Source organism: Micromonospora rifamycinica, from assembly GCF_900090265.1.
GTDB classification, from domain to species: Bacteria; Actinomycetota; Actinomycetes; order Mycobacteriales; family Micromonosporaceae; genus Micromonospora; species Micromonospora rifamycinica.
In genome coordinates this window covers 4,583,169-4,595,243 of record NZ_LT607752.1, presented here as the reverse complement: position 1 = coordinate 4,595,243, position 12,075 = coordinate 4,583,169, and the positions used below count along the sequence as shown (strand labels likewise).

General features: G+C 74.8%; 8 protein-coding genes. All 8 read left to right on the top strand.

Annotation, left to right across the window (positions count from 1 at the left end; genetic code table 11):
- Nucleotides 1–7 precede the first annotated feature (7 nt).
- The 8 genes from GA0070623_RS19135 (at nt 8) to GA0070623_RS19100 (ending at nt 12,039) form a co-directional block, all read left to right on the top strand.
- Nucleotides 8–202, top strand: a complete 195-nt coding sequence (locus GA0070623_RS19135; RefSeq protein WP_067304489.1) for a hypothetical protein — start codon at nt 8–10, stop codon at nt 200–202.
- Between the two features lie 128 nt (nt 203–330).
- On the top strand, nt 331–3,249 hold the full coding sequence (locus GA0070623_RS19130; protein WP_067304492.1) for a CHAT domain-containing protein: 2,919 nt from the start codon (nt 331–333) through the stop codon (nt 3,247–3,249).
- A 20-nt stretch (nt 3,250–3,269) separates the two neighbouring features.
- On the top strand, nt 3,270–6,353 hold the full coding sequence (locus GA0070623_RS19125) for a CHAT domain-containing protein (protein ID WP_157517481.1): 3,084 nt from the start codon (nt 3,270–3,272) through the stop codon (nt 6,351–6,353).
- Between the two features lie 156 nt (nt 6,354–6,509).
- On the top strand, nt 6,510–7,298 hold the full coding sequence (locus tag GA0070623_RS19120) for a hypothetical protein (protein ID WP_067304499.1): 789 nt from the start codon (nt 6,510–6,512) through the stop codon (nt 7,296–7,298).
- Complete coding sequence (locus GA0070623_RS19115) at nt 7,282–7,713, top strand: hypothetical protein (RefSeq protein ID WP_067304502.1); 432 nt, start codon at nt 7,282–7,284, stop codon at nt 7,711–7,713. The genes GA0070623_RS19120 and GA0070623_RS19115 overlap by 17 nt, the downstream gene beginning before the upstream one ends.
- Before the next feature lie 2 nt (nt 7,714–7,715).
- Nucleotides 7,716–8,543: a hypothetical protein gene (locus GA0070623_RS19110; RefSeq protein ID WP_067304505.1), complete on the top strand. Its 828-nt coding sequence runs from the start codon at nt 7,716–7,718 to the stop codon at nt 8,541–8,543.
- Entirely contained in the window at nt 8,543–9,739 is a 1,197-nt protein-coding gene (locus tag GA0070623_RS19105; protein WP_067304508.1) for an OmpA family protein, read from the top strand. The genes GA0070623_RS19110 and GA0070623_RS19105 overlap by 1 nt, the downstream gene beginning before the upstream one ends.
- Nucleotides 9,736–12,039: a serine/threonine protein kinase gene (locus GA0070623_RS19100; protein WP_067304511.1), complete on the top strand. Its 2,304-nt coding sequence runs from the start codon at nt 9,736–9,738 to the stop codon at nt 12,037–12,039. Before GA0070623_RS19105 ends, GA0070623_RS19100 begins: the two co-directional genes overlap by 4 nt.
- The last annotated feature ends 36 nt before the right edge of the window (nt 12,040–12,075 follow it).

Here is a 12,075-nt window from a genome sequence, read left to right as displayed (position 1 = left end):
CGCGACGATGGGTGACGATCCGGCCTCGGCCCAGACCCCCGACGAGCTGCGCGACTACCTCATGTCCGAGCTGCGCGCGGCGGTCCCGCCGGCCGCCCACCCGGGGGAGGATCCGGTCGCGGCGACGGCCGCGCTGGAGGAGCAGCTGCGCCGGATCGACGCGATGCTGACCGCACTCGGGGAACCCACCGACCCCGACTAGGGACCGCCGGCAACCGGGGCGGTCCCACCACCACGCGCCCCCGCTCGCCCGCCACCGGCCGCACCGGTCCGTCAGTATCCGGACAGAGGTGGCTGCGGAGCGCAGCCCTGGCGAGGGGACCGGGTGGGATGACCGTCGAAGCTGACTCCGGCGATCCGGTGGTCGTCGCGGCACTGACCCGCTGTGGTGCCACCGTCGGTCGACTGGTCGACGGCGTGGGGGACGCGACGGATCTCGACACGGCGCTCGCGGACCTGTTCGGCCTTCCCGACGACCTGCGCCCGAGCCCGCTGGCCGGTGCCCTGGTGGTGGTGCTGCTCCGACTCGGCCCACACGCCGAACCCCGGCACGTGCAGCACGTCGACGCTCTGCTGGGGATCGCCGACCGCGACCCGCCGCCGTGGCCGGAGTGGGCCGACATCAGGATGCTGGCCCGCGCGTTGGCCCCGATGGGCCGCATCGCGGCGCTCGCGACGGGCGACAGTCCCCAGCCCGCTGATCTGCGTGCCCTGCTCACCGAGCTGGGTGAGCTGGAGGCACTCCTCCCGGCGAGGGCCAGCGAGGCGGTGGGGCACCACCTGCAGCTCGTGCACACCATGGCGACGTCTGTCCACGACGCCATGCACGACGACGAGGCGGCCCTGCGCCGCATCGGTCCCGACCTCGAACGGCTCCGCGCGCAGATCGGCGATCCTGAGGTGAGCGCGGAGCTCACCCCGATGATCGAGGTGACGAGCAGGTGGCCCGACCTCCTGCTCGCGGAACGGCGGTCGAACCTCCCGGTCGCCGAGGCCGTCGAACTGCTCCAGGCCGCGGTTGACGCGGTCCCGTCGCACCGCCGTGGAGAGAACTTCCCGGAGTTCGCCGCGGCCGCCGGAGCGACGACGGCCCGGCTGCGGTCGCTGGAGGGTCTCATCGGGCAGGGGTCGGGCAGCGCGCCCACCGACCAACAGATCGCCGCCCTGCTCGCTCGCGCCGAACACCCCGACGCCGGCCCGGCCAGACGGGCCACCTCCTATCGCGACCTGGGCGCGGCCGTAGCGCGACGTGGTTCCCGGGATCGCGACCCGAGCCGGATCGACCAGGCCGTCGGATACCAACGGCAGGCACTGGCCGCAGCCACGGCAGCCGCGCCGATCTCGACCGCCGTCAGCTGGTCCGGCCGCCCCGACTACCTGCTGAGCCTGCTGGCGCTCGCCGACACCCTGGCCCTGCAGTGGACGGTGGCCGGTCGACACGACAGCCTGGTGGAGGCCGAACAGCTCCTCGTCGAAGCCCGTGAGCTGGCCGTCGGCCCGGAGAACATGCTCTGGGCAGAGATCAACGAGCGCCTCTCCTCCGCCCGTGCGTCGCTCGGCGCACACTCCGGTGCCCGCCAGGCCGGGCTGGACGGCCTGCGTCGCCACGCCTGGAAGGTCCTGCTCCAGTCGGACCCGGCGGCGGCCACGGCTGCCGCCCGTGGCGCCACCTCCGACGCCACCAGGGTCGCGCGACAACTGTTGGCGGCAGGCCGGCCGGCCGAGGCCATCCAGGCGCTCGACGCCGGTCGGGCACTCGTCCTGTTCGCCGCGACCGAGTTGCACGACGTCCCCACCCGCCTCGACGCCCGGGGCCGTGCCGACCTCGCCGAGCAGTGGCTGCTGGCGACCGCCTCGGGAGAGCCGGAGGCCGTGCCGGTCGAGCTGCGCCGCGAAGCGCTGACGGCGTTGTCCACACCAGCGGACCCGGAGGCGGTCGGCGCCGCCGGGCCGCTCGACCCGCCCACCCTGCCCGAGATCCGGGCCGCCCTGGCCGCGCTGGACGCCGACGCGCTGGTCTACCTGGTGCCGGCGACGTCCCGCGACACCGGTTACGCGGTGATCGCCCCGGCGCAGGGTCCACCGGCCTCGATGGAGCTGCCCGGCCTCACCCTGGATGACCGGTCGGACCTCGACAGCTACCTGTACGCGCTGTCGAACCGCGACGCGGCGCGCTTTCCGGTCGGTCCGCTGCCCGCCGAATCCGCCGAGGCGCGCGGCGTGGCCGACCCGGCCGGGGAGGGGCTCCCCCGGGAGGTGGAGCTCCAGCAGGTGGAGTCCCGGTTCGCCGACACGCTCGACACCCTGTGCGGTTGGGCCTGGCAGGCGGCGATCGGTCCGCTGCTGGAGCAGTACTTCGCCCACCGTCCGGCCGCCGGGTCCGGGCGACCACCCCGGGTGGTGCTCGTCCCGATGGGCAGCCTGGCCCGCGTGCCGTGGCAGGCGGCCCGACGGCCCGACGGGCCGTACGCCGTGCAGCTCGCCGAGTTCTCCCAGGCCGCCTCCGCCCGGTTTCTCTGCGCGTCGGCCGTCCGGACGCGGGTGCCGCTCGCACCGGTCGGTCTGGTGGTCGGCGATCCCGACACCGGCCGCGTCGGCGCAGAGCTCACCGCGGCCCGGGTCGAGGCGTACGCCGTGCACCAGGCGTTCTACCGGGGTGGCCGGTATCTCGGCCGGCGGCCGGACGGACAGCCCAGCCGGTCCGGGGCCGGCACCGCGGCGCAGATCCGCGACTGGCTCACCAGCACCCGGCCCGGCGCCGGCGCCATGTTGCATCTGGCCTGTCACGGCGTCGTCGAGGTCGCGGGCGAGGAGACGGCGTCGTACCTGCTGCTCGCCGGTCGGGAGCGGTTGACCACGGAAGAGCTGATCGCCGTCCTGGCCGAGGTGCCGCAGCGCGTGCTCGGTCTGGTGGTGCTCGCCGCCTGCCGGACCGGCGTCTCGAGCCGTGGCTACGACGAGGCGTACAGCCTCGGCACCGCGTTCCTCGCCGGTGGGGCGCGCTCGGTCCTCTCCACCCAGTGGAGCATCCCGGATCAGGCCACCTCGGTGCTGATGTTCATGTTCCACCACTTCCTGGCCACCGGCCGCAGGCCCGCCCGGGACGCGCTGCGCCGGGCGCAACTGTGGATGCTCGATCCGCAACGGCAGCCGCCCGAGGGGATGCCCCCGCAGCTGCGCCGGCACCTGGCACAGACCGACCCGGCCGAGGTCGTCGCCTGGGCCGGGTTCGTGCACTGGGGCCAGTGACCGGACCGACCATGACGACAGTGACGAGCAGAGAGGCCACCGAAGCGATGCCGAAGCAGGACAGGGTCGCCACGCTGCGGGCAGCGCTCGCCGGCCTCTCCGGCCAGGACCGGATCCGTGGCCGCGTCGAGCTGAGCCACGCTTTGCTGGACCGGGCCTGGCGAGCCGGTCTGGAGACCTCGGCCGATCGCGGTGACTTCGACGAGGCGATAGCGATCATGGAGGAGGTCCACGCGGACCCCCGGCTTCTCGATGCGTTCCGCGGGTCGATCACCCAACGCCTGGGCCTGCTGCTGGCCTTTCGACACCTGGTGACGGCGAGCGGGAACGAACCGGACCGCAAGCGTGCCGTCGAACTCCTGACCGACTCGCTCGACGTCACCGGCCTCGCCCCGGTGACCGTGACGGTCGCACGCCTGATGCTCAGTCAACTTCACCTGATCGCGGTGTCGCGCGGTCTCGCATCCGTCAGTCTCGCCGCGATGTTGCAGGGCGGGGCGGCGGAGTACCGGGCGGAGGTGGACCTGGCCATCGGGTACGCGCGGCAGGTCGCCGAGACCCCGATGGTCACCGCCGATCTTTCCCTCATGGCCCGGATGCTGATCGGGACGGCCGAGCCGATACGGAGCCAGATCGCCATGATGGACGTCGCCACCACCGGGTTCGACCAGCGCATGACGCAGCAGTTGTTGGCCGCGGCCCAGGCGTTCGAGGCCCGGTCGGGGGCGGCGGACGCGGCGGCCGGATCCCCCGGCGCATCCGACCCGCCCGACGAGCCCCTCGTCCCACCGCAGGTCCTCGGCTCGCTGCTGAGGGCCACGTTCGCCGGGTCGCCGCTGGACCAGCCGACCACGGTGGTCTACGGAACGGAGCCGGCCACGTCGCCCGGCCCACCGCAGCCGACGCCGGCCGCCGTCCCGGTCGACGTCACACCGCTGCGGGTCGCCCTCGCCGACCAGCTGGCGGAGTTGGTCGCCGCGGCGCAGGACGTCCGTTCCATGCCGGCGGAAAACGCAGGGCCGGCGGAAGACACAGGACCGGCGGAGGCGGCAGCGGCCGGAGCGGCTCGGGCGGTGGAGCGACCCGAGGCGTACCGGTCGGCGGCGGCCCTGTTACGTCCGGACCTTCCACCGTTGCCGATCGACGCGGTCGACGACTGCGTCGCGCTGGCCACCAGCGTCGTGCACGAGGTGGCGGTCACCGACCCGGCCGCCGCCGGGATCGACCGGTTCGTACTCGCCGCCGCGCTCTTCCTCCGCGCCCGCGGGGACGAGGACACCGCCCCGGAGACGGACGGTACCGGCCACCCGGGCGACGCGGACCCGACCGACACCGTCCGGGGTGACGACGGCGGTGGCGACCTCGGCGTCGGACTGGAGGGTCTGCTGCGGGCGGCCGGGACACTTCCGCCGGAGCATCCGGCCGCACCCGGGCTCTGCACCGGGCTGGGCGCGTTCCTCGACGACCGCCAGCCGCTGCGCGGACTGAGCACACCCGCCGCCCGCAGCTTCGCCGACTGGAGCGCTGCCGTCCTCGCCGCCCACTGCGGGAACGCCCCCGACCCCGCGACACCCGCCGGAGCCGCCGCCCGGATCGCGGCACCGGCCGAGGCCGACCGCGCGACGATCCGCGCGGTCGGCGGCCTGTGCCGGGCGGCCGGCGCACTGGCCGCCGGTTCGTCCCAGCGCACGCCCACGCTCGCGCCGCTGGTCGCGGCGGTGCCGGACAGTTACCCGTGGCGCTTCCGGCTGAGGGCCGCCGCCGGCGTCGTCGCCGTCGCCGAGGCCCTGGCCGCCCGGGACCTGACCGCCCTGCAGGCCGCCGGCACGCTGGTGGCCGAGGCGGTCGCCAGCGCCCCCGCGCGGTACGCCCGCACACCCGGATCACGGCTGCTGGGTCGGCTGGCGGCGGCCCTCGGGGCGCTCGACCGGGACGATCCGCTCCGGTACGACCTGGCGACCGTGCTGCTCGGTCCGGTCGCCCCGGCGGTCGACCCGCAGCGGTCGCCGCCGACCGGCGAGGTAGCCGCCGCGCTGCGCACGATCGGTGCCGCCGCCCTGATCCGGTTGTACCCGGCACCGGCGCATCCGCACCGGGTCAGCATGCTGCTGGTGGACGCGAGCACCGGGCGGCTGGGCCTGTCCGACCCGGTCACACCCGATCTCCCGGCGGGCGTACCACCGGCCGGTGCGGTGGACCCGGCCTGGGCCGCGCTCGTCGAGCCACTACGTGCCCTGCCCACCACCGGATCCGCGCCACGCCGGGTACTGGTCGCCGCCGACGGGGCACCGGGCCGGCTGCCGCTGTGCGCGATCCGCTCCGGTGTGGATGGCCACCCCGCGAGCGATCTGGTCTTCTCGTACGTCAGGTCGGGACGTCAGGTGGTGGAGCTGGCCCGGCGGGCGTCGTTGCCGGTGACCGGGGACGTGGTGTTCGTCGCCAATCCGAGAGGCGACCGGGACCTCGCGACGGTCGAGGTGATGACCCTGCGCCGGCTCTACCATCCCCGGTCGATCGGCCTCGGTCGTACCGCCGAACTGGTCCACGGTGCCGCAACGCCCGCCGACGTGCTCGCCCACCTGCCCGGACCGGCCGGTCCCGGCGCAGCTCTGCTGCACCTCGGATGCACGTTGCGCACCACCGGAACGCCCGGACTGGAGCTGGCCGACCCCGGGGACGCCGACGGTTCCGGCGACCCGGCCGGGCGGGCCGTGCTCGACGTCGCGCGGATCGCCGCCCAGGCCGCTGCCGCCCCGGGGCAGCGGTCCGGCGGTCTGGCGATCCTGCCGACCGACGCCGGCGCCCACCATGACCGCTGGGTACGGTTCGCCGACACGCTGCTGGACGCCGGCCTGACCGGCGTGATCGGTTGGCTCTGGCCGGTGCCCGGGCCCGTCGCGACGCTGATGCTCTCCGTGCTGCACGGCAAGCTCACCGACGAGGGGCTGCCACCGGCGATGGCGGTGCACGAGGTGCACCGATGGATGCGGGCCCCGGACCGGGGCACGCCCCCGTACCTGCCGCCCGGGACGGCCGCGGCGCTGGCCGGCACCGAGCTGGCCGACCCGGCGTACTGGGCGGCCCTCTGCCATCGGGGCAGGTGACCGGCGCCGAACCCACCGGCCCCCGGGCCCTGCGGTCATCCGTCCGTCAGATATCGGCATGGTCGACCGAACCTCTCCGCTCCGGTGGCTGCCGCTCCCCGCCCGCCGCACGGCGTCCGCCCGTCCCCGGCGGACCACCGGGGCCGGGGTGGGCGGATGAGCACCGCGCAGCAGGCCGAGCTGGCCGCCCCGCTCCCCTACCCGCGCTGGGAACGGTTCGTCGACCGACACCGGGGGCGACAGAGTGGACGCCGCCGGGCTCCCGGCTACAGCAACCTGATCGCGCACCTCGACGGGGGCGCCCCGATCACCGCCCCCCACCACGAGAAGCTGAACCGGCAGTGCCTGGTCCGGATGCACGACGAGCTGCTCGACTTCGAGAAGCGGGTCGCGGTGACCGGGCAGCGGGTCGTCCGGCTGCGGCACGACCTGGTGGCCGCCGAACTGAGCCTGAAGCGGGGCGCGGTCGCCCTCGCCGCCGCGAAGGCGCCGTTGACCGAGGACGAGTTGCGGCCCCGCAACCCGACGGAACTGACCCTGGACGGTGCGGCGCTGCTCAGTCGCCGCACCGCGATGCGGGCACACCGGATCGCGGTGGCCGCGGCCGAGTACGAGCGGCGGATCGCCGTCATCGACTCCCTGCAGGCCGCCATCGGCGACGCGCGGCAGGAGATCGAACGCGAGTTCCGCATCGCACAGGCCCGGGTCGCGCGGCTGCGCGAGCACTACGCCCTGCGGGCGGCGACCTTCTGGGAGGCGGTCAGCCTGACCCACCCCGAGGGCCGCCAGTTCGCCGTGCTGCTGCCCCGGATCCGGCAGGAGCTGCCGGCGTGGGTGGGCCGCAGCGCCGGCGACGTCGCGACGGAGCTGTCCCGGCTGACCCAGATCACCACCGCCGACACCGGGGACGGCCAGGAAGGGGAAGACCGTGAAGCTACGGCGTAGCCGACGCCTACCGTACGACCTGAGGCGGGTCCAGGCCGCCCTCGGGAAGCTGCACCGGCGTCCCGCTGCGAAGCTCGACCTCCAGCAGGCCCGCCAGGGCCTCCGCGAGCTGGTCAAGGCGCTGGCCGAGGACCGCGACGACGCCGAGATCACCGCGGAGATCGACGCCTACGTCGACGACCTGCTCGCCGGGTGGCGCAGCGCCGCGTGGCGGCGGCACCGGGCGGTGCTGGCCGAACTCGACCGCCTCCAGGTGCCCGTGGCGCAGGTGGTCGACCGGATCGGCACGCTCGACCACGACGACGAGCACCAGCAGCGGGACATGGCGGGCGCGGTGCGCAACATCCTCGACCAGATCGTCGACGAGGACGCGCCCTACCGGCACCCGCTGCCCGGCCGACGGACGGAGGGGTGACGATGGACGAGCAGAACCGGCCGACGAACCCGGCACCCAGCGGTCCCGTGACGTACGGCGATCTCGGCCAGATCGCCGGCCGACCACGGTGGGTGCTCCCGGTCACCCTGCTGGTCCTGGTCGCGGCGGCAGCGGTCGACCTGGTCACCTTCCACCAGGTGCTGCTCCTCGCGCTCGACGAGACCGAGAAGATGATCTGGGCCGCGGTGGTCGGCTTCGTGGTGGTCGCGATCGCCCTGTCCCACTACACCGGCCTCCAGGCCCGGCAGGCCACGAACGCCCGCAACGTGCCCGGCGCGCGGCTGACCGCGTGGCTGTGCCTGCTGGTGTGGGCCGGGCTGGGCCTGATGGCCTTCCTGTTCCGGCTCGTCGTCGCCGAGCCGTCCGCCGCCGGAGCGTCGTTCGACGTCGACGTCGAGGCGCTGACCGAGACGCCCGAGGACCACTCCCAGACCCTCTCCGCCCTGCTCTTCCTGGCCCTCTACCTCGGCACCGGGGTGATCTCCGGACTGGCCGGGTTCCTCCGCTTCGAGCCGGCCGCCAAGCAGTACGGCCGGGCCCGGGCGCGACTGACGACACTCGCCCGGCGACGGGCCGAGAGCGGCTGGCTGCTCACCGGTGCCCGGGAGATCCAGGGCGCGATCGACCGCGAGCGGGAACGCCAGGAGGAGGAGCGGATCCGGACCGAGGGCGAGTACCAGGCGCTCGCGCAACGCCTCAAGCGCGAGGCACGCACGCTGCTGCACACCATCCGCGGCCGGCAGCGGGCCGCCGCGGGGCCGGCGCACCCGGCCGGCCCGGACCCGATTCCCGAAGGAGACACCGCCTGATGGCCAGGAAGAAGAGGTCGGTCGTCGCGGTCGTCGCGGCCCTGACGCTCACCATCACCGGGTGCGCCGACGAGCCCGCCCCGGAACCCCCCGTCACCTCGTCGCTCGCCTGCCCGGCGGCCGTGCCGGGCGCAGGCCCGGCCGCGGTCACCCTGATCGTCGGGGCACGGGCCAACAACCCCCGGCCCGACCTGCCGAAGGACGTCCGCCGGCTGGTGGAGTCGGCCGCGAAGGGCGGTCAGGAGATCCGGATCGTACGGCTGGACGGTGAGCCGAGCATCGCGCTCACCGCGACGTTCGAGAGCAACCAGAAGAACGACGCCCGTAACGACAGCAAACTCGACGACTTCATGAAGCGGACGCTGGGCGTGGTCCAGAAGCTGGAGCCGAAGGTGGCCGAGGCCGACGGGCTGGCCGCGCTGGCCGAGGCCGGACGGATCACCCCGGAGGGGGGCCTCGTGGTCTTCCTCGACTCCGGGCTCTCCACCGCGGGCGCGCTGAGCTTCACCGACGTGGCGATGTTCAGCGCCGAGCCGGCCGACGTCTCCGCCTTCCTGCGCAAGGAGGAGCTGATGCCGGGGCTGTCCGGCCGGACGGTGGTCTTCGTCGGCCTCGGCAACACCGCCGACCCCCAGCCGGTGCTGAACGGGAAGCTCCGCGGCCGGGTCACCGCCATCTGGGAGGCCGTGGCCAGGGACGCGGGGGCGACCTGCGTCGACACGCTGGCCGCCGACTCGCGGCGGACCGCGGTCGACCGCCCGGTCCCGGTGTCGGTGGTCGCCCTGCCGGCACCACCGCGACCGCCCGAGCGCTGCGGCACGACCGTCCTGGCCGACAGCAACTCGGTGGGTTTCGTCGTCGACACCGCCCGGCTCCGCGAGCCCGAGGAGGGCCGCAAGGTGCTGCGGCAGCTCGCCGACCAGCTCAACGCCGGTGATCAACGGATCCTGCTGGTCGGCGTCACCTCCAGCGAGGGCGGCCGCGCGCGTAACGTGAAGCTGTCGCAGGACCGGGCCGCGGCGATCCGGACGGAGCTGGTCAAGCTCGGGGTCGACGCCGGCCGGATCAGGATCCGGGGGGACGGGCCGGGCGGCAGGTACTTCACCCGGGACGTCACCGGCGAGGGCGTCCTCATCCCCGCGGCCGCGGCCCGCAACCGGGCCGTGGTCGTCGAGCTGACCTGCCCTCGGTCGTGACCGGACCGCACCCGCCCGGGGAGGAGACCCGGCTGGACCCCGGCCGGGGCGGGGCCGGGTGGGACCGTTCCGCCGACGGGCCGGCGACGCAGCTGGACCCCGGGCGGGTGCGGCCGGACGACCGGGAACCGGCGACGGAGCTGGATCCGGGGCGGGTGCGGCCCGGCAGCCGGGACGTGCCGCCCTGGGGCCGGCGGCTCCCCGACCGGTTGGGCACCCGGTTCCAGGTGCTGCGCGAACTCTCCACCGGCGGCGAGGGCGACCTCTACGTGGTCCAGGAGCGGGCGACCGGGCTCGACCGGGTACTGAAGCTCTACCGGGCGGGTGCCGGCCCGGACCCGCAGGTCACCGGGTACGTGCGGGAGTCCCGGCGCAGCCGCCACATCGTCGAGCTGTTCGAGGCCGACACCGCCGACGGTCACCACTACGAGATCATGGAGTACCTGGCCGGGCACACCGCGGCCGAGCTACGCCGACGCCACCCGGGCGGGCTGGACCCGGCGCTGCTGACCACCCTGCTGGGCCAGATCACCGAGGCGCTGACCGAGCTGCACGCCGCCGGCATCGTCCACCGGGACCTGAAACCGTCCAACCTGCTGGTACGGACCCTCGACCCGGTCGAGATCGTGCTCGTCGACATCGGCATCAGCCGGTACGTCGACGACGTCGAGGCGCTCACCCGCAACCGGGACACCGGCACGATCCGGTACCGGCCGCCCGAGTTCATCGCCGGCGGCGTCATCTCGCCCGCGTACGACTGGTGGTCGCTGGGGATCACCCTCTTCGAGCTGGCCACCGGCGGGCAGATCCTGGCGGGGCTGGGCGACGACGTGGCGCTGAACGTCCGGTACACCACCGGCGTGCTCGACGTCTCCGCCGTCGCCGACGAACGGTTCCGGCTGCTCTGCCGGGGGCTCCTCACGCCCGCCCCCGACCGCCGCTGGGGCACCGACCAGATCCGGAGCTGGCTGGCCGGCGACTCGCCGTCGGTCGCCGCGACGTCGACGACACCCGCACCGGGCACACCGCACGCCGCCGAGCGGCCCTACCGCTACCTCGACGTCGACTACTGGTACCGGCCGGAGCTCGCCATGGCCCTGACGGAGACCTGGCAGACCGCCAGCGCACTGCTCTTCGGTGCGGATCCGACACCCGACCAGCGGCTCGGCGAGTGGCTACGGCAGTTCCCGGACCGCCCGAAGACGCGGACCAGGGGTCGCCGGCCGAGTCGGGACGTCCGGCTGCTGACCCGGTTGCAGGCGATCGACCCGGCCCGCCCGCCGGTCTACCGCAACGAGAACATCGCCGTCGACCGGCTCTACGGCCTCGCCGGCCAGGCGCTGAACAGCGTCGGCAGCAGCGCGGACGTCGTGGCTGACCTCTGGACCTTCGACCTGCTGCCGGTGCTCTCCGCCGGCTCGCCGGCACCGGGTCTCAGCGGTGGCCAGGGCCTGCGGGAGGTCCGCGACCGCTGGCGCCGGGAGCACCGGCACCTGACCTCCCCCGCGTCGCTGTCCGCGGTCGCCGACACCGAGGCCCGCGCGGAACTACGGCGGCTGCTCCGGGACGAGGCGCCCCGGTTCCACGCCCTGACCCTGCTGGCCGCCGTGGCGACCGACGACCAACGCCACGCCGTCCGGCGGGACCTGACGCAACGCGCGCGGCAGGCCGAGGAGCCCTGGTTCACCACGCTCGTCGCCCAGCCGCGACACCTGTGGCTGGCGTACGCGCTGGCGCCGTTCGCCGAGAGCACCGCCGAGCGGAAGGCGGCCGAGGAGGAGGCCGCCCGCGCCCGCCGGGAGTGGCTGCGGCGGACCGAGGCGATCCGGGAGTGGTCCCGGCGGCAGAACCGGCCCCGGGCGCTGGCGCTGGCCGTCGGCGGTGTCTGCGCCCTGGTCGTCGTGCTGGCGGCGATGGTCGGCATCGGCGACGCCGTCGACGTGGCCCCCGACGCCACGATCGTCGACGCCTGGTTCGCGGTCGTCGCCGCGACCGGCGTCGCGCTCACCGTCGAGTCGCTGCTCGCCTGGACGATCGGCGGGCGGTTCCGGGCGTACTCCCTGCTGGTCTCCACGGCGGTGACCGTCGGCCGGCTGGCCCGGCGGGTGACCGGGCGGTGGGCGGCGCTGACGGTGGTCGGCGGAGTGCTCGGCGGGGCCGGGCTGCTCACCGCGTACCTGCCGGTCGTCACGCCGGTGGCGGTGGCCGTCCTGATGGTGGTCTGGACCATCGGTCGCTACCTGGCCTGGCTCGACGAGGTGGCCCGGGAGCGGGCCGACATCGCGGCGGCCGGGTCGTGACCGGTGACCGGGCCGTCCGTCAGGTACAGCCGTGAG